This window comes from Streptomyces sp. NPDC015532 (genome assembly GCF_043078065.1).
Lineage (GTDB): Bacteria > Actinomycetota > Actinomycetes > Streptomycetales > Streptomycetaceae > Streptomyces.
On the sequence record NZ_JBIBSY010000001.1, the window covers coordinates 1,183,284 to 1,205,594 of the forward strand.

The window sequence follows — 22,311 nt, forward strand, 5'->3', positions numbered from 1 at the left end:
GATCTCCGCCGCGTACCGGACCGATGGTCAACGATCTGTCCGCTTAGGTCCCACAACTCTCCACCGCTGAGCGCGATACCCCCGCCGCGCCCCCTGTGGTGTCCGCATGTTGGAACGAAGTATCCGGTTCCCGAGAACCACTCCATCATGTAACCTGCACGAAATTTTGCACCCGCAGAGGGCCAGAGTCGTCCCTCGGCAGTTGTCTCCCCAGCGCGCAAGAGCCTGGGAGACCCCCCGCCCCGACGACGACGGGAGAGCCGATGCGTACGCCGCGCCAGCCGTCCCAGCACTCCACGAACGACCAGAAGTGGTCCTTCATGGATGCTCGCCCTGCTGCGCAGGGTATGTACGACCCCCGCAACGAGCACGACGCCTGCGGCGTCGGCTTCGTGGCCACCCTCACCGGCGAGGCGAGCCATGCGCTGGTCGAGCAGGCGCTCACCGTTCTGCGCAACCTGGAGCACCGCGGTGCCACCGGCTCCGAGCCCGACTCGGGTGACGGCGCCGGCATCCTCTCCCAGGTCCCGGACGCCTTCCTCCGCGAAGTGGCCGGATTCGAACTTCCCGCAGCCGGTGCGTACGCGGTGGGCATCGCCTTCCTCCCCGAGGACGGCACCGCCGACGCGGTCTCGCGGATCGAGACGATCGCCGCCGAAGAGGGCCTCACCGTCCTCGGCTGGCGCGAGGTCCCGGTCGCCCCGGAACTCCTCGGCGCCACCGCCCGCTCGACGATGCCCGCCTTCCACCAGATCTTCGTGAGCGACGGCGAAAGCGAGGGCATCGCCCTCGACCGCACCGCGTTCGTGCTGCGCAAGCGCGCCGAGCGCGAGGCCGGCGTCTACTTCCCCTCGCTGTCCGCGCGGACCATCGTCTACAAGGGCATGCTGACCACCGGCCAGCTGGAGCCCTTCTTCCCGGACCTGTCCGACCGCCGCTTCGCCTCCGCGATCGCGCTCGTGCACTCCCGGTTCTCCACCAACACCTTCCCGAGCTGGCCGCTCGCCCACCCGTACCGCTTCGTCGCGCACAACGGCGAGATCAACACGGTCAAGGGCAACCGCAACTGGATGGTCGCCCGCGAGTCCCAGCTCGCCTCGGAGCTGTTCGGGAACAACGACAAGCTGCAGCGGATCTTCCCCGTCTGCACCCCCGACGCCTCCGACTCGGCCTCCTTCGACGAGGTGCTCGAACTCCTGCACCTCGGCGGCCGCTCGCTCCCGCACTCCGTGCTCATGATGATCCCGGAGGCGTGGGAGAACCACGCATCCATGGACCCGGCCCGGCGCGCCTTCTACCAGTTCCACTCCACGATGATGGAGCCCTGGGACGGCCCGGCCTGTGTCACCTTCACCGACGGCACCCAGGTCGGCGCGGTCCTCGACCGCAACGGCCTGCGCCCCGGCCGCTACTGGGTCACCGACGAGGGGCTCGTCGTCCTCGGTTCCGAGGTCGGCGTCCTCGACATCGACCCCGCCAAGGTCGTCCGCAAGGGCCGCCTCCAGCCCGGCAAGATGTTCCTCGTCGACACCGTCGAGCACCGCATCATCGAGGACGACGAGATCAAGGCCGGCCTCGCCGCCGAGAAGCCCTACGCCGAGTGGCTGGAAGCCGGCGAGATCGAGCTCTCCGACCTCCCCGAGCGCGAGCACATCGTGCACACCCACGCCTCGGTCACCCGCCGCCAGCAGACCTTCGGCTACACCGAGGAAGAGCTGCGGATCATCCTCGCGCCGATGGCCAACACCGCCGGTGAGCCGCTCGGTTCCATGGGCACCGACTCGCCGATCGCCGCGCTCTCACAGCGCCCGCGGCTGCTCTTCGACTACTTCACCCAGCTGTTCGCCCAGGTCACCAACCCTCCGCTGGACGCGATCCGCGAAGAGCTGGTCACCTCCCTGCGCTCCTCCCTCGGTCCGGCGAGCAACCTGCTGGAGCCGACGGCCGCCTCCTGTCGCAGCGTCACCCTGCCCTTCCCGGTGATCGACAACGACGAGCTGGCCAAGCTCATCCACATCAACGCCGACGGCGACATGCCCGGCATGAAGGCCGCCACGCTCTCGGGCCTGTACCGGGTCTCCGGCGGCGGCGACTCCCTCGCCGCCCGCATCGAGGAGATCTGCACCGAGGCCGACGCCGCCATCGAGAACGGCGCCCGGCTGATCGTCCTGTCGGACCGCCACTCCGACGCCGAGCACGCGCCGATCCCCTCGCTGCTGCTCACCTCGGCCGTCCACCACCACCTCATCCGCACCAAGCAGCGCACCCAGGTGGGCCTGCTGGTCGAGGCCGGCGACGTCCGCGAGGTCCACCACGTCGCCCTGCTCATCGGCTTCGGCGCCGCGGCCGTCAACCCGTACCTCGCCATGGAGTCCGTCGAGGACCTGGTCCGCGCCGGCACCTTCCTCCAGGGCATCGAGCCCGAGCAGGCCATCCGCAACCTGATCTACGCGCTCGGCAAGGGCGTCCTGAAGGTCATGTCCAAGATGGGCATCTCGACCGTCGCCTCCTACCGCGGCGCCCAGGTCTTCGAGGCCGTCGGCCTGGAGAAGGCCTTCGTCGAGAAGTACTTCAACGGCACCGCCACCAAGATCGGCGGCGCCGGTCTCGACGTCATCGCCAAGGAGGTCGCCGCCCGGCACGCCAAGGCCTACCCGGCCTCCGGCATCGCGCCCGCGCACCGCGCCCTGGACATAGGGGGCGAGTACCAGTGGCGCCGCGAGGGCGAGCCGCATCTGTTCGACCCGGAGACGGTCTTCCGCCTCCAGCACTCGACGCGCTCCGGCAGCTACGAGATCTTCAAGAAGTACACCGGCCGGGTGAACGAGCAGTCCGAGCGCCTCATGACGCTGCGCGGCCTGTTCGGCTTCACCTCGGACCGCCCCTCGGTCTCCCTCGACGAGGTCGAGCCCGTCTCCGAGATCGTCAAGCGCTTCTCCACCGGCGCCATGTCGTACGGCTCCATCTCCAAGGAGGCGCACGAGACCCTCGCCATCGCCATGAACCAGTTGGGCGGCAAGTCCAACACCGGTGAGGGCGGCGAGGACGCGGACCGGCTGTACGACCCGGCGCGCCGCTCCAGCATCAAGCAGGTCGCCTCCGGCCGCTTCGGCGTCACGAGCGAGTACCTCGTCAACGCCGACGACATCCAGATCAAGATGGCCCAGGGCGCCAAGCCCGGCGAGGGTGGCCAGCTGCCCGGTCACAAGGTCTACCCGTGGGTGGCCAAGACCCGTCACTCCACCCCGGGTGTCGGTCTGATCTCCCCGCCGCCGCACCACGACATCTACTCCATCGAGGACCTGGCTCAGCTGATCCACGACCTCAAGAACGCCAACCCGCAGGCCCGCATCCACGTGAAGCTGGTCTCCGAGGTCGGCGTCGGCACCGTCGCCGCGGGTGTCTCCAAGGCCCACGCGGACGTCGTGCTCATCTCCGGCCACGACGGTGGAACGGGCGCCTCCCCGCTGACCTCCCTCAAGCACGCGGGCGGCCCCTGGGAGCTCGGCCTCGCCGAGACCCAGCAGACCCTGCTGCTCAACGGCCTGCGCGACCGCATCGTCGTGCAGACCGACGGCCAGCTCAAGACCGGCCGCGACGTCGTCATCGCCGCGCTGCTCGGCGCCGAGGAGTTCGGTTTCGCGACCGCGCCGCTCGTCGTCTCCGGCTGCGTCATGATGCGCGTCTGCCACCTGGACACCTGCCCGGTCGGCATCGCCACCCAGAACCCGGTGCTGCGCGAGCGGTTCGCCGGCAAGGCCGAGTACATCGTCAACTTCTTCAAGTTCATCGCCGAAGAGGTCCGCGAGATCCTCGCCGAGCTCGGCTTCCGCACCATCGAGGAGGCCGTCGGCCACGCCGAGAACCTCGACGTGGAGCGCGCCGTCACCCACTGGAAGGCGCAGGGCCTGGACCTGACCCCGCTCTTCTACGTGCCCGAACTGCCTGAGGGCGCGGCCCTGCACCAGGTCATCGAGCAGGACCACGGCCTGGAGAAGGCGCTCGACAACGAGCTCATCAAGCTCGCCGCCGACGCGCTGGCCGCGGACTCCGCCACCGACGCGCAGCCGGTCCGCGCCCAGGTCGCGATCCGCAACATCAACCGCACCGTCGGCACCATGCTCGGCCACGAGGTGACGAAGAAGTTCGGCGGCGCGGGCCTGCCCGACGACACCATCGACATCACCTTCACCGGCTCGGCGGGCCAGTCCTTCGGCGCCTTCCTCCCGCGCGGTGTCACGCTGCGCCTGGAGGGCGACGCCAACGACTACGTCGGCAAGGGCCTCTCCGGCGGCCGTGTCGTCGTCCGCCCCGACCGGGGCGCCGACCACCTCGCCGAGTACTCGACGATCGCGGGCAACACCATCGCCTACGGCGCGACCGGCGGCGAGCTGTTCCTGCGCGGCCGCACCGGCGAGCGCTTCTGCGTCCGCAACTCCGGCGCGCTGGTGGTCTCCGAGGGCGTGGGCGACCACGGCTGCGAGTACATGACCGGCGGTCACGCGGTCGTCCTCGGCGAGACGGGCCGCAACTTCGCGGCCGGCATGTCCGGCGGCGTCGCCTACGTGATCGACCTCGACCGGGACAACGTGAACGTCGCCAGCGTGGACGCCGTCGAGGAACTCGACGACACCGACAGGCAGTGGCTGCACGACGTCGTGCGCCGGCACGCGGAGGAGACCGCTTCGACGGTCGCCGAGAAGCTGCTCGCCGAGTGGCCCGTGTCCGTGGAGCGCTTCAGCAAGATCATCCCCAGCACCTACAAGGCAGTGCTCGCCGCCAAGGACGCCGCCGAGCGAGCCGGACTCAACGAGTCCGAGATCACCGAGAAGATGATGGAGGCGGCGACCAATGGCTGATCCCAAGGGCTTTCTGAACCACGGCCGTGAGGTCGCCAAGTCCCGTCCCGTGGACGTGCGTCTCAAGGACTGGAACGAGGTCTACGTTCCGGGCTCGCTGCTCCCGATCATCTCGCAGCAGGCCTCGCGCTGCATGGACTGCGGCATCCCGTTCTGCCACAACGGCTGTCCGCTGGGCAACCTGATCCCCGAGTGGAACGACTACGCGTACCGCGAGGACTGGCAGGCCGCCTCCGAGCGGCTGCACGCCACGAACAACTTCCCGGAGTTCACGGGTCGGCTGTGCCCCGCGCCGTGCGAGTCCGCGTGTGTGCTGGGCATCAACCAGCCCGCCGTGACCATCAAGAACGTCGAGGTCTCGATCATCGACAAGGCGTGGGACACGGGCGATGTCGCCCCGCAGATCCCCGAGCGGCTGTCGGGCAAGACCGTCGCGGTCATCGGGTCCGGCCCCGCCGGTCTCGCCGCCGCCCAGCAGCTCACGCGGGCCGGTCACACGGTCGCGGTGTACGAGCGTGCCGACCGCGTCGGCGGCCTGCTGCGCTACGGCATCCCCGAGTTCAAGATGGAGAAGCGGCACATCAACCGCCGCATCGAGCAGATGCGCGCGGAGGGCACCCGCTTCCGCACGGGCATCGAGATCGGCCGCGACCTCAAGGCGACGGACCTGCGCAAGCGGTACGACGCCGTGGTCATCGCCGCCGGCGCGACGACCGCCCGTGACCTGCCCGTCCCCGGGCGGGAGCTGAGCGGCATCCACCAGGCCATGGAGTACCTGCCGCTGGCCAACAAGGTGCAGGAGGGCGACTTCGTGGCGCCCCCGATCACCGCCGAGGGCAAGCACGTCGTGGTCATCGGCGGCGGTGACACGGGCGCGGACTGCGTGGGCACCGCCCACCGTCAGGGCGCGGCCTCGGTCACGCAGCTGGAGATCATGCCGCGGCCGGGTGAGGAGCGGAACCCGGGCCAGCCCTGGCCGACGTTCCCGATGCTCTACAAGGTCACCTCCGCGCACGAGGAGGGCGGCGAGCGCGTCTACGCGGTCTCCACCACCCACTTCGAGGGCGACGAGGACGGCAACGTCCAGTGGCTGCACCTGGTGGAGGTAGAGTTCGGCGGCGGTAAGCTGAACCAGAAGCCGGGCACGGAGCGCAAGATCCCCGCCCAGCTGGTGACGCTGGCGATGGGGTTCACCGGCACGGACGTCGAGAACGGCGTGGTCTCCCAGTTCGGCCTGGAGCTCGACGAGCGCGGCAACATCGCCCGCGACGCCGACTTCGCGACCAACGTCCCCGGTGTGTTCGTCGCCGGTGACGCGGGCCGCGGCCAGTCCCTCATCGTCTGGGCCATCGCGGAGGGCCGCTCGGCCGCCCGCGGCGTCGACCGCTTCCTCACCGGAGCGAGCGACCTGCCGGCCCCGATCCGCCCGACGGACCGTTCGCTGACGGTCTGACCCATGGATGCGTGACCTGACACGGTCACTCGAGAACGTCCCGCACAAAGGCGTGCGGAACACGAGACGGCGCCTGCCTCACTGTCCCCGACCGGACGACCTGGCAGGCGCCGCCGCATGCCCGCGCTCGCCCGGCGCCTACGGCACGCGGTAGGTCTCGCCGTACACCTTCCACTCCAGCGGGGTGCGCAGGCCGAGGTTCCCCTCGTCGAGGAACCGGCGCTGGGCGGTGTCGACACGGGTGGTGTCGCGGTCGGGATTCCCGGACTTCATGTCCGCACGGCGGATGTCCAGGAAGCTGTCGAGGTACGCCTTCTCGTCGCCGCCCTCGGACGGCGGGTCCGCCTCGCGCAGGGTGCGCTCGCGCAGCCCGTGGAAGCTGTGCTCGCCGGTGCCCGGACCGTGCAGGACCATCGCGTCGTAGTAGATGAACTGGCCGAGTGTGCCGAGCCCGTCGAGCTTGGCGATCCGCACGGCGGGGTCGAAGTAGACCCGGTCGCGCTCGAAGTCCTGGGCCCTTCGGAACGCGGCGAGGGTGGCCTCGTGGCGCCAGGCCGCGGTGAAGCCCGGGTCCAGGCCCTCGTGGGAGTCCGTGCCGTCGACCTCGCGCAGGGCCGGGAGATAGCGGGCGAGCCCGTTGGCCGGGTGCGTCCGGGTGTAGCGCTCGACCAGGGTGAGCAGGTCGTGGGTGCCGGTGCAGAAGCCGACGACGCCCGCCGTGTAGCCCTGGCCGTCGCCGATGTCCTCGATGTAGCCGTACGCCTCGTGCCAGTTCAGCGTTGAGTTCTCGGCACTCGCCACGAGCTGCTGGGCGAGCTCCTTCTTGGCCGGAGCGGCGAGACCCGCCGGCATGCCGGCGGGCCGTTTGCCGTCGGCCGTGGCGTGCTCGGGCGTGGTGAGGTGGACCGCCGCCGTGATCAGCAGGAGGGCGAGGGCGATGAACAGATGACCCGCGCGTTTCATGCGGCACACGGTACGCAGGGCCGAGGGGACCGGCGAGAAGGCCGGGGGGCCGCACGGGTGGTGCACAGATGTGCCACCGCGCCCCGGCACACGGGCGCCACCGCGCCCCGGCACACGGGCGCCACCACCAGGACCCGGTACGCGGGCGTCATCGGGACCCGGTACGCGGGGGCCATCGGGACCCGGTACGCGCGCCGCGCCCCGGCCGTTCGGTCGCTCGCTACACCGCGCCCGTCCGCAGTGCCGACACCTTCAGCACCGTGAGGACCGCCAGCAGGGCGAACAGGCCCACGCAGGCGGACGCCTGGACCAGGGTCCGGCGGCGGTCGCGGGGAGCGTACGCGTAGGCGGCCGTCACGAGCCCGCCCGCCAGCAGCCCGCCCAGGTGCCCCTGCCAGGACGTGAGCCCCGCCGAGATCAGGAGCCAGATCAGCAGGCCCGCCGTGAACCGGTTGACGCTCCCCATGTCCGAGCCCAGGCGGCGGGCCGTCACGTAGTACGCGGCGCTGACGCCGAAGATCGCGCCGGACGCGCCGATCGTCTGCTGGTCCGGGGCGATCAGCAGCACGAGGACCGAGCCGCCGAGCGCCGACAGCAGATACAGCGCGAGGTAGCGGACCCGGCCGAGCTGGGACTCGACGGTCCGGCCGACGTTCCACAGCGCGAACATGTTCATCACGATGTGGGCGACCCCGAACGTGCCCTCCGTGGGCGCCAGATGCAGGAACGCGCCGGTCAGCAGCCGGTACCACTCCCCGTCGACGAGGCCCTCCGCGTGGTAGGACGCGGCGTACGCGGCGTTCCAGTAGTAGTGGACCCCGTCCGAGTCCACCAGGCCCGCGCCGAGCATCGAGAACCGGTCCTCGACCGAGGCGCGCAGCAGTTCGGCCAGATAGGCCAGCACGTTCAGGCCGATGAGGACGTACGTCACCACCGGCACCGTCGATATCCGCCCGCCGAAGACCGTGCGGGCCTGCCGGACGGATCTCGCGCCCTCCTTCACGCACTCCACGCACTGATGGCCGACGGCCGCCTCGCGCATGCAGTTCGGGCATATGTAGCGGTCGCAGCGGGTGCAGCGCACGTGCGACTCCACCTTGGGGTGGCGGTAGCAGGTGGTGACGGCGGACTCGGACTCCACGGCCGGCTCCTAAGACGCACGGGTACAGGGGAAAGTGAGCCGGTGGGGACGGCGATGATCAAAATAGCCAACGGGTGGCACCGTGGGGAACGGCAGGGCCACGATCCGCGACGGCGGTGGGAGAACGCCGGTGCCCGCGCCCCGGACCGACCGACGCCGTGAGGCAGGACCCGGCCGGCTTCGAGCGGTCAACACCGCACTGGTGACGCCCCGTTGGCTTCGACCGGCCGACGTGCCACCCTGGTGGGCCGAGGGGAGCGGCGAATGGGCGCACGAGAGATCGACTCCGGCCGGACCGCGGGGAGTTCGGCGAACCAGGCACCCGGGGGCGGGACCGCGCGGGCCTCGGGCGGCACGGGAACCGTACGGGCCCGGCGCGCACCGGAGACCGGCAAGGGGGAGCGGCTCGCCGACTGGGCCGACGGACGGCTGGGCGTCTACTCACTGGCCAAGGCCAACATGCGCAAGGTCTTCCCGGACCACTGGTCGTTCATGCTGGGCGAGGTCTGCCTCTACAGCTTCCTCGTCCTGATCCTCACCGGCGTCTACCTCACCCTGTTCTTCGAGCCGAGCGGCGTCGAGGTCGTCTACCACGGCTCCTACGGGCCGCTGAACGGCATCGTCATGACACGGGCCTACGAGTCCACGCTCGACATCAGCTTCGACGTGCGCGGCGGACTCCTGATCCGCCAGATCCACCACTGGGCGGCGCTCGTCTTCCTCGCCGGGATGCTCGTCCACATGATGCGGGTGTTCTTCACCGGCGCCTTCCGCAAGCCCCGCGAGGTCAACTGGCTGTTCGGCTGGACCCTGCTGATGCTCGGCCTCATCACCGGACTGACCGGCTACTCGCTCCCCGACGACCTGCTCTCCGGCACCGGCGTCCGCTTCGCGCAGGGCGCCATCCTCTCGGTGCCGGTCCTCGGGACGTACATCTCCTTCTTCCTCTTCGGCGGGGAGTTCCCGGGGCACGACATCATCCCCCGGTTCTTCCCGATCCACGTCCTGCTGCTGCCGGGCATCATGCTGGGACTGGTCGTCGCCCATCTGATCCTGGTCTTCTACCACAAGCACACGCAGTACCCGGGGCCCGGACGGGACCAGAAGTCGGTGGTCGGCATGCCGTTCATGCCGGTCTACATGGCCAAGGCCGGCGGCTTCTTCTTCCTGGTCTTCGGCGTCCTGTCGATCATGGGCGCGATCGCCACCATCAACCCCGTGTGGGCGTTCGGTCCCTACCGCCCCGACCTGGTGACCACCGGCGCACAGCCCGACTGGTACCTCGGCTTCTCCGAAGGACTCATCCGCGTGATGCCGGGATGGGAGATCAACGCCTTCGGCCACACCCTCCAACTGGGCGTCTTCATCCCCTTCTCGCTCTTCCCGCTCATCATGGCCGCCATCGCCGTCTACCCGTTCATCGAGGCCTGGGTCACCGGCGACCGGCGCGAGCACCACATCCTGGACCGGCCCCGCAACGTGCCCACCCGCACCGCCCTCGGCGTCGCCTGGCTCACCCTGTACGCCGTCCTGCTGGTCGGCGGCGGCAACGACCTGTGGGCCACCCACTTCCACCTGTCGATCAACGCGATCACCTGGTTCGTCCGCGTCACCGTCTTCGCCGGACCGGCCCTCGCCTACGTCCTCACGAAGCGGATCTGCCTGGGGCTGCAACACGCCGACCGCGACAAGGTGCTGCACGGACGCGAGTCCGGCACCGTCAAGCGCCTGCCGCACGGCGAGTACGTCGAGGTCCACGAACCGCTCACCCCGGCCCAGCGGTTCACCCTCACCCAGCACGAACAGCCGCCGCCCTACGAGGTCGGTCCGCTGGTCGACGCCAACGGCGTGGTCCGCCGGGTCGGCCCGGCCCAACGCCTGCGCGCCCGCCTGGCACGCGCCCTCTACGGGCCCGGCACCCGGATCCCGAAGCCGACCGCCGAGGAGTACCGGGAACTCACGAGCGGGGACGAGCACCACTGAGACCGGCCAGCGCCTCGGCCCTGCACGCGGCGGGGGTGCCCCAGGCCGTGCGCAGGGCACGGGCCTTGGTGAACCAGAGGGACAGGTCGTACTCGGCCGTGTAGCCGATCGCGCCGTGCAGCTGCAACGCGGCCCGCGCCGTGGTGTACGCGGCCTCGCACGCCGTGACCTTCGCGGCGGCGACCTCCGCCGGTGCCATCGACAGCGCGGCCCCGAAGAGCAGGGGGCGCGCGAACTCCAGGGCGATCATCGCGTCCGCGAGCCGGTGCTTGACCGCCTGGAACGAGGCGACGGGCACACCGAACTGGGTCCGCTGCCCGACGTACGCGACGGTCCGGCCGAGGAGCGCGAGGCCCACCCCGAGGGCCTGGGCCGCGGTGGCGAGCCGGGCCCAGGCCAGCGCCCGGAGCGCGGCGCGGGCGACCTGAGGGCCCGCGGCCAGGAGTTCGCCGCCGCTCTGCACGCGGGCGAGCCTGCGGGACCGGTCCACGGACGCCCGCACCGGGCCGGCCCCGGGCGCGAGCCACAGATCCTGGCCGTCCACCGCGAGCAGCACGGTTGCCGCGTCCGCGTCGAGCGCAGCGGCGCCGTCCGGGGCGAACGTGGCCATGCTTTTGCCCGAGACGAGCCCCGGCAGCAGCCGTTCGGCCGGACCTGGCTCGCCCAGGGCGCTCAGTTCGCCCAGCAGGACGGCGGCGGCCACCGTCTCCACCACCGGACCCGGAACCGCGTGCCGGCCCAACTCCACAAAGGCGACCGCCAGTTCCACGGGAAGCGGGCCCGCCCCCTCGTACGCCTCCGGGACCGCCGGCGCGAACACGCCCGCCTCGGCCAGCCGCGACCACAGGACCCGCCCCGGCGCGTGGTGGCCGTCGGCCCACGCCCGCACCGCCGACGGCGTGTCCGCGGACGCCAGCATCGCGTCCAGGGACGCGGCGAAGGCCCGCTGTTCGGCGTCGAGCAGGAAGCGCATCAGCGGCGGCCCTTCGGAAGACCGAGCAGCCGCTCGGCGATGATGTCGCGCTGGATCTCGTTCGTGCCCGCGTAGATCGGGCCCGCGAGCGCGAACACGTACCCCTCGCACCACTGGGTGTCCGCGAACTCGCCCTCGGCGCCCAGCAGATCGAGCGCCGTCTCGTGCAGCGTGATGTCCAGCTCCGACCAGAACACCTTGTTCAGGCTGGACTCGGGCCCGACGCCCTCCCCTTCGAGCAACCGGGAGGCGTGGGCGTAGGCGAAGAGCTGGTAGGCGCGGGCACCGATCACGGCGTCGGCCACCCGGTCGCGCAGGACCGGGTCGGACGGCTCGCCCCGGGTGTGCCACAACGCGGCCAGCCGGTCCGCGGCGGCCAGGAAACGGCCCGGCGAACGCAACGTCAGACCGCGCTCGTCGCCCGCCGTCGACATCGCCACCCGCCAGCCCTGCCCCGGTTCGCCGATCACGTCCTCGTCGGGGACGAACACATCGTCCAGGAACAGCTCCGCGAAGGCCGGCCTGCCGTCCAGGCGCCCGATCGGACGGACCGTCACCCCCGGCGCCCGCAGGTCGAACATCAGATACGTCAGGCCCTGGTGGGGTTTCGCCAGGCCCGGCTCACTGCGGAACAGGCCGAACGCGCGATCGGCGAACGCCGCCCGCGACGACCACGTCTTCAGCCCCCGCAGCAGCCAGCCGCCGTCCACGCGCACCGCGCGCGACCTCAGCGAGGCCAGGTCCGAACCCGCCTCGGGCTCGGACCAGGCCTGCGCCCAGACCACCTCGCCCGTGGCCATCGAAGGCAGCACACGCGTGCGCTGCTCCGCGGTGCCGTGGCCGAAGAGGGTCGGCGCCAGCAGGCTGATGCCGTTCTGCCCGACCCGGCCCGGCGCGCCCGCCGCGTGGTACTCCTCCTCGAACGCCAGCCAGCGCACGAGGTCCGCGTCCCGGCCGCCGTACTGCGCCGGCCACGACACCACCGACCAGCGGTCCGCGGCCAGTTCGGCCTCCCACGCGCGATGCGCCGCGAAGCCCTCCGCGGTCTCCAGGGAGGGCAGCGCGGACGCCGGGACATGGGCGTCCAGCCAGGCGCGGGCCTCGGCGCGGAACGCCTCGTCCGCGGGGGAGCGGCTGAGATCCATCGGCGGCACCTTCCGGCGGAGCTTCCCTAACAAGTGTTTGGTAGGTTAGCTTGGAGTCATGAGCGACGTCGAGAGCCCGGCGTACGTACCCGGCCACGGACTGCTGAAGGGCCGCAGCGCCGTCATCACCGCCGCCGCGGGCGCCGGCATCGGCGGAGCCACGGCACGCCGGTTCCTGGAGGAAGGCGCCCGCGTCCTGATCAGCGACGCGCACACCCGCCGGCTCAAGGAGACCGCCGAGACCCTGTCCGCGGAGTTCGGCCCCGGCCAGGTGACCGCCCTGCCCTGCGACGTCACCGCCGAGGACCAGGTCCAGGCCCTCTTCGACACCGCCGAGAACCTCCACGGCCGGCTGGACATCGTCGTCAACAACGCGGGCCTCGGCGGCACCGCGTCCCTCGTCGACATGACCGACGACCAGTGGTCCAAGGTCCTCGACGTGACCCTGAACGGCACCTTCCGCTGCACCCGGGCCGCCCTGCGACGGCTCAGGGACCACGGCGACGGCGGAGTCGTCGTCAACAACGCCTCCGTCGTCGGCTGGCGCGCCCAGTCCGGACAGGCCCACTACGCCGCGGCGAAGGCCGGCGTCATGGCCCTCACCCGCTGCGCCGCGATCGAGGCCGCCGCCTACGGGGTGCGCGTCAACGCCGTCTCGCCCAGCCTCGCCCTGCACCCCCACCTGGTGAAGGTCACCACTCCCGAACTGCTGGAGGAGCTCACCGCCCGCGAGGCCTTCGGCCGCCACGCCGAACCCTGGGAGGTGGCCAACGTGATCGTGTTCCTCGCCTCCGGCTACTCCTCGTACCTCACCGGCGAGGTCGTGTCCGTGAGCAGCCAGCACGCCTAGGGCGACAATGACCGCGTGCCTACCAAGAAGAAGCCCCAGGTGACCGCCACCCCCGAGCGCCGCCGCGAACTCCTCGGCACCGCCGCCGAGGTGTTCGCCGAACACGGCTACAACGCCACCACCGTCCGCAGGATCGCGGACGAGGCCGGGATGCTCGCGGGCAGCCTCTACTACCACTTCGACTCCAAGGAATCGATGCTGGAGGAGATCCTGCGGACCTTCCTCGACGAGCTCTGGGACGGCTACGACACCGTCCTGGACGCCGGGCTCGGACCCCGGGAAACCCTGGAAGCCCTGGTCACCGAATCCTTCCGGGAGATCGACCGGCACCGCGCCGCGGTCGCGATCTACCAGAAGGAGTCCCGCCACCTCGCCGCACAGCAGCGCTTCGCCTTCCTCGCAGAGTCCCAGCGCAACTTCGAGAAGGCCTGGCTGAGCACCCTGGAACGCGGAGTCGACGCCGGGAACTTCCGCGCCGACCTCGACATCCGCCTCACCTACCGCTTCGTGCGCGACACCGTGTGGGTCGCCGCCTCCTGGTACCGGCCCGGCGGTCAGCACAGCCCCGAGGAGATCGCCCGGCAGTACCTGTCGATGGTGCTCGACGGCATCTCCGTCCGCGAGGAGACGTAAGCGCACCACTCACACCCCCAAGGGAGCCGTCATGGCCGAGGCCTACATCGTCGAAGCGGTCCGTACGCCCGTCGGGCGCCGAAGGGGAGGACTCGGCGCGGTCCACCCGGCCGACCTGGGCGCGCACGTGCTCAAAGCCCTCGTCGAGCGCTCCGGGGTGGACCCGGCGGCCGTCGAGGACGTCGTCCTCGGCTGCCTGGACACCGTCGGGCCGCAGGCCGGGGACATCGCCCGCACGAGCTGGCTGGCCGCCGGACTGCCCCAGGAGGTCCCCGGAGTCACCGTCGACCGGCAGTGCGGCTCCTCCCAGCAGGCCGTGCACTTCGCCGCCCAGGCCGTCCTCTCCGGCACCCAGGACCTCGTCGTCGCCGGCGGCGTGCAGAACATGACCCAGATACCCATCGCCTTCGCCTCCCGTCAGGCCGCCGAACCCCTCGGCCTCACCGAAGGCCCCTTCGCGGGCAGCGAGGGCTGGCGCGCCCGCTACGGCGACAGCCCCGTCAACCAGTTCCACGGCGCCGAACTCATCGCCGCCACATGGGGCATCAGCCGCCGCGATCAGGAGGAGTTCGCCCTCCGCTCCCACCGGCGCGCGATCCGCGCCGCCGACGAGGGACGCTTCACCCGCGAGACCGTCCCCCTCGCCGGCGTCACCGCCGACGAGGGACCCCGCCGCGACACCACCCTGGAGAAGATGGCGGCCCTGAAGCCGGTCGTCGAGGGCGGCACCATCACCGCCGCCTGCTCCTCCCAGGTCTCCGACGGCGCCGCCGCGATGCTGCTCGCCTCAGAGCGGGCGGTCCGCGAACACGGCCTCACCCCCCGCGCCCGCGTCCACCATCTCTCCGCCCGCGGCGAGGACCCCATCCGGATGCTCTCGGCCCCCATCCCCGCCACCGCGTACGCCCTGAAGAAGACCGGCATGTCCATCGGCGACATCGACCTCGTGGAGATCAACGAGGCGTTCGCCCCGGTCGTCCTCGCCTGGCTCAAGGAGACCGGCGCCGACCCGGAGAAGGTCAACGTCAACGGCGGCGCGATCGCGCTGGGCCATCCCCTCGGCGCCACCGGCGTACGGCTGATGACCACCCTGCTGCACGAACTGGAGCGCACCGGCGGCCGGTTCGGACTCCAGACGATGTGCGAGGGCGGCGGCCAGGCGAACGTGACGATCATCGAACGCATCTGAGGGTCCGCCGTCCGGACGGACCCGACGGCCCCCCCGTGCGCCGCGCGGGCACTCAGCCGGGCGGTCCGCCGCGGGCCTCGGCCCACGGGGGATCCGTCCCTTCCCGTGCGGGAAGGGAGCCCAGAGCCGCCTGGGCCTCCGCCATCACCCTCCCGACCAGTTCCGCGCACGACGGGAGGTCCTCGATCACCCCGGCTACCTGGCCCGACGCCATCACCCCGAGATCCGTGCGGCCGTCCACCATCGAGGACTTCAGGAGCATCGGGGTGTTGGCGGCGAGCAGGACCTGACTCCAGGACAGGTCCCTGCCGTGCTTCATGGCGAGACCGTCGCGGATCATGCGGGACCAGGAGAGCCCCGAGATCCGCCGGAACCCGGCCGCGTGGCGCACGGCCCGGACGAACGCCCTCGTGCGGCCCGCCCGCTCCAGCGCGTCGACGAGCTCGCTGCGCAGCATGCGGTGCGGGAGCCCGTCGACGGCCGTCGTCAGCGTCACGTCCCTGACCGTCGCCGCCAGATACCGCGCCTTCACCGCGTCGGGGACGGTCGAGTCGGAGGTCAGCAGGAACCGCGTGCCCATCGCGATGCCCGCCGCCCCGTAGGCCAGCGCCGCCACCAGCCCCCGCCCGTCGTGGAAGCCGCCCGCCGCCACCACCGGGATGTCCACGGCGTCCACCACCTGGGGCAGCAGCACGCTCGTCGCCACCTCCCCGGTGTGGCCACCGCCCTCAGCGCCCTGCACGATCACCGCGTCGGCGCCCCAGGCGGCCACCTTCTCGGCGTGCCGCCGTGCGCCGACGGACGGCACGACGATCACCCCCGCCTCCTTCAGCCCGGCGATCAGCTCGCGGGACGGGGCGAGCGCGAACGACGCGACCCGCACACCCTCGTCGACGATGATCCGCACCCGGTCGCCCGCGTCCCCGGCGTCGGCGCGCAGATTCACCCCGAAGGGCCGGTCCGTACGCGACTTGACCTCCCGCACGGCGTCACGGAGCTGGTCGAGGGTCATCGTCGCCGAGGCCAGGATGCCCAGCGCGCCCGCGTTCGCCGTCGCCGAGACCAGACGGGGCCCCGCCACCCAGCCCATACCGGTCTGCACGACGGGATACCGGACCCCGACGAGCCGGGTCAGCGCGGTCTCCATCAGCGCCCGCCCCCGCCCGGACCCGGATCGGGGACCTCCCGGTCGCGCAGGCCCTTCGGGTCGAGCACCGTGCGGATCAACTCCAGCTCCTTGGCGGTCGGTTCGCGGGTCGACGGCACGTCGTCCGGGACCGTCAGCCCGAACCCCGTCGCCTCCCCGACCTGCTCGACGCTCACGCCCGGGTGGACGGACACCAGCCGCATCGAGTGGTCGGGCGTCGCGAAGTCCAGGACGGCCAGGTCGGTCACCACGCGGGGGAGACGATGGAAGCGGGTGGCGCTCGTGCCCGCGGCGCCGGCCCGGTCGTACCCCACCCCGCACACCATGTCGACCCGCTCCACGAACACCCGCCGCGAATGCCGCGGGATCCAGTAACTCGTCGGATTGTTCAGGGTGTTGACCGGCGCGCCGCGCACACCGAGCAGCTGGCGCCCGGGCCGGGACCAGTCGCCGACGCACGCGATGTTCTGGTTGCCGAACCGGTCGATCTGGCTCGCGCCCATCATCACGTGCCGCCGCCCGCCGGTCACCGCCGTCAGATGCCTGCGGTACGGCAGCCAGCCCTCCGGGGTGCCGTCCGGACCGACGAGCAGCGCCTCACCGTCGGTCAGCAGCAGATCCGGCGAGAAGGTGTGCCGTGCCAGCCGGGCGCCGATGGACGGGATCAGACCCATCGGACTGGCGAGCACCTCACCGTTGTCCCGCCACGCCTCGGCGCACGCGATCACGCAGAACTCGGCCCGGGTGACGCTCACTGGTCCCGCTCCTTCCGCCAGGCGCCCACGGCGCTCTGATAGGCCTCCTCGCCGCCGCCGAGGAACCGCTCGGCGAACTCGGCGTACGGCGTGGTCGCGTACAGCTTCTGGAACGCCTCGTCCCGTCCGTAGTCCGGCGCGCACGAGGTGAAGTGCGCCCCGTTCGGCGTCTCCACCACACCGGTCACGAAGGAACGCTGGAGCAGCAGGGTCTGCGGCGCCGCCCCCTTCGTCAGCTCCGCCGTGTCGACGATCCGCTCGCAGGAGACGTACGCCGCGTCCGCCGCCTCGCAGAACAGGTCGTCGAAGTACGGATCGGGTCCCAGATACTGGCCGTTGCCCGCGCGGTCCGCCCGGTTCATGTGGACCAGGGCCGCGTCCAGACGCAGCGCGGGCATCGCGACGAACTCCTCCCGTATCCCCGAGACCGCGTCCGGATACGGCGAAGTGACCGTCCGCAGACCGGGATCGACCCGCATCACGTCCGAGCCGAGCCCCGAGCGCACCGGCAGGAACGGCAGCCGGTTCGCCGCCGCGTGCAGCCCCCACATGAACATCGCCTCGTCCACCTCCCTCAGCTCGAACGCGCCGCCCTCGCGGGCCGCCCGGTAGTGCGGTTCGAGCGGGACGGAGTCGAGCGTCACGAAGGCGGCGACCAGGGTGCGGATCCGGCCGGCGGCGGCGAGCAGCCCGACGTCCGGGCCGCCGTACGACACGACGGTCAGATCGGTGATCTCGCTGCGGAGCAGCGCTCTCACCAGGGCCATCGGCTTGCGGCGCGAGCCCCAGCCGCCGATGCCGAGCGTCATCCCGCTCTCCAGCCGGTCGACGACGTCCCGCGCCGACATGGTCTTGTCGCTCACCGGGGGGCCTCCTTGCCGAAGGTGTCACGGACGCGGGAGGCCACGCCGGCCAGGGCGGCCTCGAAGGTGAAGCCCTGCTCGAAGCGGTAACTGCGGCGCACGTCGACGGGATCGATGCCGTTGATGGCCGCCTTGGCGAGCCGGACGAGCTGCCCGTCCTTGGCCGCGATCTCACGCGCCAGCTCCAGCGCCGCCGGCCGCAGCTCCTCGCCCGGCACGACCCGCCACACCGAGCCGTGGGCGTGCAGCTCGGCCGCCGTCACCGTGCGTGAGGTGTAGTACAGGACCCGCATCAGATGCTGCGGGACGAGACGGGCCAGATGCGTGGCCGCCCCGAGCGCGCCGCGATCCAGCTCGGGCAGGCCGAAGACGGCGTCCTCGCTCGCCACGATCGCGTCCGCGTTCCCCACGAGCCCGATGCCGCCGCCCAGGCAGAAACCGTGCACCGCGGCCACGACGGGCACCTCGCACTCGTACACCGCGGTGAAGGCCTCGGCGCAGCCGCGGTTCGCGCCGATCAGCGCTGCCCGGCCGGTGGGGTCGCGCTGAAGCTCCTTGATGTCGACGCCCGCGTTGAACCCGCGCCCCTCCGCTCTCAGGACGACACAACGGACCCCCGGGTCGCCGCCCGCCGCGCGCACGGCGTCGGCGAGCTCGAACCAGCCCCGCACGGGCAGCGCGTTCACCGGCGGGAAGTCGACCGTGACGACGGAAATCCCCTTTTCCGGGGACGAGGTGGAGACACCCATGGACACATCAGCTACCTTTCCACCAAACGTTTGTTAGGTGTGATGCGAAGCTAGCAGCGATCGCGGTCGCGCGGGAGGCCCTGTGGACAACGCGGACACCATGGACCGGCCCGGACCCGCCGTGGACCTCGGCGGCCGGACCGTCGTCGTCACCGGCGGCACCCGGGGCGTCGGCGCGGGGATCACCCGCGCCTTCCAGCGAGCCGGCGCCCACGTCGTGGTCTGCGCCCGACGGCCGCCCGAAGTCCCCCTCGGTGAGGCCGACTTCGTCTCCCTCGACCTCCGCGACCCGGGCGCGGTAGGGGCCTTCTTCGACGCCCTGCCCCGCCTCGACGTCCTGGTCAACAACGCGGGCGGCGCCCCCTACCGGCCGCTGGCCGGGGCCGACGCCGAGCGGCACGCCCGGGTGATCGAGCTCAACCTCACCGCCCCGCTCACCGCGTCGATCGCCGCGTACGAACACCTCAGACGGGCCCGGGGCTCGGTCGTGATGGTCGGCAGCGTGAGCGGATCGCGCCCCTCGCCCGGTTCCGCGGCCTACGGCGCCGCCAAGGCGGGACTGGAGCACCTGGCCCGCTCGATGGCCGTCGAGTGGGCGCCGGAGATCCGGGTCAACACCCTGGTCGTCGGCATGGTCCGCACCGAACTGGCCCATCTGCACTACGGCGGCGAGGACGGCCTCGCCGCCGTCGCCCGCACCGTCCCGCTGGGCCGCCTCGCCCAGCCCCGCGACGTCGGCGCCGCCGCCGTCTTCCTCGCCTCCGACGCCGCCGCCTACATCAGCGGCGCCTCCGTCCTCGTCCACGGAGGCGGGGAGCGGCCCGCCTTCCTCGACGCGGCCACCGCCAACAAGGACCAGCGGGGAGAGACACGATGAGCGCACGACTGCTGTGCGAGGGGCGGGTCGTGATCGTCACGGGCGCGGGCCGCGGGCTCGGCAGGGCACACGCCCTGGCCTACGCCGCGGAGGGCGCCCGGCTCGTCGTCAACGACCTCGGTGTCGGCCTCGACGGCACCCCCGCGGCGGACAGCCCGGCCCGGCAGGTCGCCGACGAGATCCGCGCGGCGGGCGGCGAAGCGGTCGCCCACGGCGGCGACATCGCGACGGCCGGGGGCGCCGCGTCCCTCGTCCGCACCGCCCTGGAGACCTACGGGCGGCTCGACACCCTCGTCAACAACGCCGGATTCCTGCGCGACCGCATGCTGGTCAACCTCGACGAGGACGACTGGGACGCCGTCATGCGGGTCCATCTCAAGGGCCACTTCCTGCCGCTCAGACAGGCGGCGGCACACTGGCGCGCGGAGGCGGGGGCGGGCCGCGCGCCCGACGCCAGGGTCGTCAACACCAGCAGCGGCGCGGGCCTGCTCGGGTCGGTCGGGCAGGGCAACTACAGCGCCGCCAAGGCCGGCATCGTCGCCCTGACACTGGTCGCGGCGGCCGAGATGGGGCGTTACGGCGTCCAGGTCAACGCCATCGCCCCGGCCGCCCGCACGCGGATGACCGAGCGCGCCTTCGCTGACACCATGGCGGTCCCCGGCAGCGGATTCGACGCCATGGACCCCGGCAACGTCTCGCCGCTGGTCGTCTGGCTCGGGTCGGCCGCCAGCGCCGGGGTCACCGGCCGTGTCTTCGAGACCGAGGGCGGCCGGATCACCGTGATGGAGGGCTGGCGGCCGGGCCCCTGCGCCGACAAGGGCGCCCGGCGGACCCCGGCCGAGGCAGGCGAGACGGCCCGCGAACTCCTGACCCGGGCCGGGACTCCGGGGGCGGTGTACGGGGCGCGGTGAGCCTCAGCGTCCGGAGCGGGTCGTGCTCGCCTTCAGCAGGGCGACGATCTCCGCGTGACCGGTCTGGAGGTCGTCACCCGCGAACGGCCGGCCCTGCGCGTCCAGGAGCCGGACCTCGACGGTGACACCCTCGGGCGAGGGATGCCGGTGGACGGCGAAGGCGTGGCCGGAGCCGTGCGCGCGGGCCAGCCCCTCCCGCAGCTCCGCCTCGACGCCCACCCCGAGCAGCCGCCGGGCCTCCGCCAGCGCCTCGCCCCGCGCCCCCGCCCCGTGCGCGAGCAGCGCCCGTACACAGCCGGCCGAACCCCGGTGCGCCGCCGTCACCAGCGGGGGCTCGCCCCCCGGTCCGGGCCGGCCCGGGTCCGCGCCCGCCACCAGGAGCGCCTCGGCGACGGCTGCGTGCCCCCGCCGCAGGGCCCAGGTCAGCGCGGTGAAACCGAACGCCTCCACGGTGTCCGGGTACGCTCCCGCCGACAGCAGGGCGCTCACCACCTCCGTGTGACCGCCGCAGGCCGCGCCGCACAGCGGAGCGTCCGTGCCCAGACTGAGCCGGTCGGGCTCGGCGCCGGCGGCCAGCAGCAGCCGCACGACGCCGGGCCGGTCGCTCACCGCCGCCAGATACAGGGCGCTCTGGCCGTCCTCGTCGACCGCCTCCGGGCTCACCCCGGCACGCAACAGCCGTACGACCGCGTCCTCGTCCCCCTCGTACAGGGCGGGGAAGAGGAGTGCGGTGGGGTCGTTCGTGCTCATCCTTCGACCCTCGCCCCACACGGACACGCGAGGCAAAGGCTTTCGGGGTGTTCTGCCTCACCCGGCCGGCCCCCGGCTTCTACGTGTCGCACTCCAGCACCGTCCGGCACAGCGCGCACCGCGCCCGTACCCGGCCCCGGACCGGCACCCTGATGCGCTGGTGGCAGGTGGGGCACGGGAAGGAGACCCGCAGCGGTCCGCGGTCGTCGGGCGCGAAGGCGTAGGGGACGCCGGAGTTCTCGGGGGTGTGGTGCTCCTGGGCGTGGCGGCGGTCCTTGGCGTAACGCCGCCGCCCGGCCCAGCCGGCCGCGGTCAGCGGGGGCTGCCGCCCGTCGCGCAGGGCCAGCTCCATGCCCTTGGTGTACGCCGTGTACGCCTGCGGGCTGGTGAACCACACCGAGGGGTCCTCGCCGAAGACCAGAGCGCGCTTGGCGAGGACGTAACCGAACTCCTCAGGGGTCAGATAGCCGAGCTTCTGCGAGGACGCGGCGTCCTCGCGGTAGGCGTCGAGAAGGAGCCAGCCCGCGCCGAGGTAGGCCGCGGCCGTGTCGGTGAGGATCTCGGTGTCGCGGATGCCGGGGAACGACAGGTCCAGACGGTGCAGATAGACGTGCATCACCTCGTGGGCGAGCGCGGCACCGATGTCCCTGCGATGGGTGCGGAAGCGGTCGTTGAGCTCGATGAAGTACTCGGGCCCCGCGGCGAGTTCGACATGGGCCGCGTGGGTCATCTCGCGGAAGCCGACGATCATCCTGGCCTCCGGCAGCCGGTAGTGCCGCACCATCTCACGGGCGACACGCTGCGCGCCCAGATGCAGGTCGTCGACGTCCGAGAAGGCCACGTCGGCGGGCGCCACGCTGGTCGCGAAGGTGTGGACGGTGTCGTACGAGAGCCGCTTGTAGAGCGCGGTGACCGATGCCCGCACCGTGTCCAGATGCGGGTAGCCGTGTTCGACGGGTCCGCCGTTCGCCACGCCCGCACCCCCAGAAGACGCCGGAACTCCTCTCCACTGTAAGCGGGGTCCCGCCAGGTGGCGGGGGAGCGGGGCGGACGGGGTTCAGCCGGCGGAC

General features: G+C 72.0%; 18 protein-coding genes. 8 read left to right on the plus strand and 10 right to left on the minus strand.

Annotated elements, in window-relative coordinates:
• Positions 1 to 263: 263 nt before the first annotated feature.
• The gene (gltB, locus tag ACF07B_RS05030) at positions 264 to 4,859 is read left to right on the plus strand and encodes a glutamate synthase large subunit (RefSeq protein ID WP_392177754.1); all 4,596 of its coding nucleotides are present in this window, start codon (positions 264 to 266) and stop codon (positions 4,857 to 4,859) included.
• Complete coding sequence (locus ACF07B_RS05035) at positions 4,852 to 6,312, plus strand: glutamate synthase subunit beta (RefSeq protein ID WP_384236966.1); 1,461 nt, start codon at positions 4,852 to 4,854, stop codon at positions 6,310 to 6,312. Before gltB ends, ACF07B_RS05035 begins: the two co-directional genes overlap by 8 nt.
• A gap of 138 nt (positions 6,313 to 6,450) precedes the next feature.
• Here the strand turns inward: ACF07B_RS05035 and ACF07B_RS05040 are convergent, their stop codons facing one another.
• Together ACF07B_RS05040 and ACF07B_RS05045 are read right to left on the minus strand one after the other, a co-directional pair.
• Positions 6,451 to 7,275 carry a chitosanase gene (locus ACF07B_RS05040; protein WP_392177755.1) on the minus strand — a complete coding sequence of 275 codons (825 nt, stop codon included), beginning with the start codon at positions 7,273 to 7,275 and terminating at the stop codon, positions 6,451 to 6,453.
• A gap of 220 nt (positions 7,276 to 7,495) precedes the next feature.
• Positions 7,496 to 8,416 carry a rhomboid family intramembrane serine protease gene (locus ACF07B_RS05045; protein WP_392177756.1) on the minus strand — a complete coding sequence of 307 codons (921 nt, stop codon included), beginning with the start codon at positions 8,414 to 8,416 and terminating at the stop codon, positions 7,496 to 7,498.
• A 264-nt stretch (positions 8,417 to 8,680) separates the two neighbouring features.
• Between ACF07B_RS05045 and ACF07B_RS05050 the strand changes: the two genes are divergently transcribed.
• The gene (locus ACF07B_RS05050) at positions 8,681 to 10,399 is read left to right on the plus strand and encodes a cytochrome bc complex cytochrome b subunit (protein ID WP_392177757.1); all 1,719 of its coding nucleotides are present in this window, start codon (positions 8,681 to 8,683) and stop codon (positions 10,397 to 10,399) included.
• On the opposite strand, the gene ACF07B_RS05055 is transcribed toward ACF07B_RS05050, so the two are convergent.
• Positions 10,374 to 11,372 (minus strand): acyl-CoA dehydrogenase family protein, encoded by a 999-nt coding sequence (locus ACF07B_RS05055; protein WP_392177758.1) that lies wholly within the window; start codon positions 11,370 to 11,372, stop codon positions 10,374 to 10,376. The two genes, ACF07B_RS05050 and ACF07B_RS05055, sit on opposite strands and share 26 nt — an antisense overlap.
• Positions 11,372 to 12,517 carry an acyl-CoA dehydrogenase family protein gene (locus tag ACF07B_RS05060; protein ID WP_392177759.1) on the minus strand — a complete coding sequence of 382 codons (1,146 nt, stop codon included), beginning with the start codon at positions 12,515 to 12,517 and terminating at the stop codon, positions 11,372 to 11,374. Before ACF07B_RS05060 ends, ACF07B_RS05055 begins: the two co-directional genes overlap by 1 nt.
• Before the next feature lie 58 nt (positions 12,518 to 12,575).
• Between ACF07B_RS05060 and ACF07B_RS05065 the strand changes: the two genes are divergently transcribed.
• Genes ACF07B_RS05065 through ACF07B_RS05075 form a run of 3 tightly spaced genes read left to right on the plus strand, consistent with a single transcriptional unit; the run spans position 12,576 to position 15,189 of the window.
• The gene (locus ACF07B_RS05065) at positions 12,576 to 13,367 is read left to right on the plus strand and encodes an SDR family oxidoreductase (protein WP_369483390.1); all 792 of its coding nucleotides are present in this window, start codon (positions 12,576 to 12,578) and stop codon (positions 13,365 to 13,367) included.
• Between the two features lie 15 nt (positions 13,368 to 13,382).
• Positions 13,383 to 14,000 carry a TetR/AcrR family transcriptional regulator gene (locus ACF07B_RS05070; protein ID WP_392177760.1) on the plus strand — a complete coding sequence of 206 codons (618 nt, stop codon included), beginning with the start codon at positions 13,383 to 13,385 and terminating at the stop codon, positions 13,998 to 14,000.
• A gap of 31 nt (positions 14,001 to 14,031) precedes the next feature.
• Positions 14,032 to 15,189, plus strand: coding sequence for an acetyl-CoA C-acetyltransferase (locus tag ACF07B_RS05075; RefSeq protein ID WP_392177761.1), 1,158 nt, complete (start codon positions 14,032 to 14,034; stop codon positions 15,187 to 15,189).
• 52 nt (positions 15,190 to 15,241) lie between these two features.
• Here the strand turns inward: ACF07B_RS05075 and ACF07B_RS05080 are convergent, their stop codons facing one another.
• Genes ACF07B_RS05080 through ACF07B_RS05095 form a run of 4 tightly spaced genes read right to left on the minus strand, consistent with a single transcriptional unit; the run spans position 15,242 to position 18,703 of the window.
• Positions 15,242 to 16,336, minus strand: coding sequence for an NAD(P)H-dependent flavin oxidoreductase (locus tag ACF07B_RS05080; protein ID WP_392177762.1), 1,095 nt, complete (start codon positions 16,334 to 16,336; stop codon positions 15,242 to 15,244).
• Entirely contained in the window at positions 16,336 to 17,091 is a 756-nt protein-coding gene (locus ACF07B_RS05085; RefSeq protein WP_392177763.1) for a CoA-transferase subunit beta, read from the minus strand. Before ACF07B_RS05085 ends, ACF07B_RS05080 begins: the two co-directional genes overlap by 1 nt.
• Positions 17,088 to 17,954, minus strand: a complete 867-nt coding sequence (locus ACF07B_RS05090) for a CoA transferase subunit A (protein ID WP_392177764.1) — start codon at positions 17,952 to 17,954, stop codon at positions 17,088 to 17,090. Before ACF07B_RS05090 ends, ACF07B_RS05085 begins: the two co-directional genes overlap by 4 nt.
• Positions 17,951 to 18,703, minus strand: a complete 753-nt coding sequence (locus ACF07B_RS05095; RefSeq protein WP_392177765.1) for an enoyl-CoA hydratase family protein — start codon at positions 18,701 to 18,703, stop codon at positions 17,951 to 17,953. Before ACF07B_RS05095 ends, ACF07B_RS05090 begins: the two co-directional genes overlap by 4 nt.
• Before the next feature lie 100 nt (positions 18,704 to 18,803).
• Between ACF07B_RS05095 and ACF07B_RS05100 the strand changes: the two genes are divergently transcribed.
• Positions 18,804 to 19,580 (plus strand): SDR family oxidoreductase, encoded by a 777-nt coding sequence (locus ACF07B_RS05100; RefSeq protein WP_392177967.1) that lies wholly within the window; start codon positions 18,804 to 18,806, stop codon positions 19,578 to 19,580.
• Positions 19,577 to 20,491 carry an SDR family oxidoreductase gene (locus ACF07B_RS05105; protein ID WP_392177766.1) on the plus strand — a complete coding sequence of 305 codons (915 nt, stop codon included), beginning with the start codon at positions 19,577 to 19,579 and terminating at the stop codon, positions 20,489 to 20,491. The genes ACF07B_RS05100 and ACF07B_RS05105 overlap by 4 nt, the downstream gene beginning before the upstream one ends.
• A 3-nt stretch (positions 20,492 to 20,494) precedes the next feature.
• Here the strand turns inward: ACF07B_RS05105 and ACF07B_RS05110 are convergent, their stop codons facing one another.
• Both ACF07B_RS05110 and ACF07B_RS05115 read right to left on the minus strand, forming a co-directional pair.
• On the minus strand, positions 20,495 to 21,241 hold the full coding sequence (locus ACF07B_RS05110; protein WP_392177767.1) for an ankyrin repeat domain-containing protein: 747 nt from the start codon (positions 21,239 to 21,241) through the stop codon (positions 20,495 to 20,497).
• A 79-nt stretch (positions 21,242 to 21,320) separates the two neighbouring features.
• The gene (locus tag ACF07B_RS05115; protein WP_384236934.1) at positions 21,321 to 22,214 is read right to left on the minus strand and encodes a hypothetical protein; all 894 of its coding nucleotides are present in this window, start codon (positions 22,212 to 22,214) and stop codon (positions 21,321 to 21,323) included.
• Between the last annotated feature and the right edge of the window lie 97 nt (positions 22,215 to 22,311).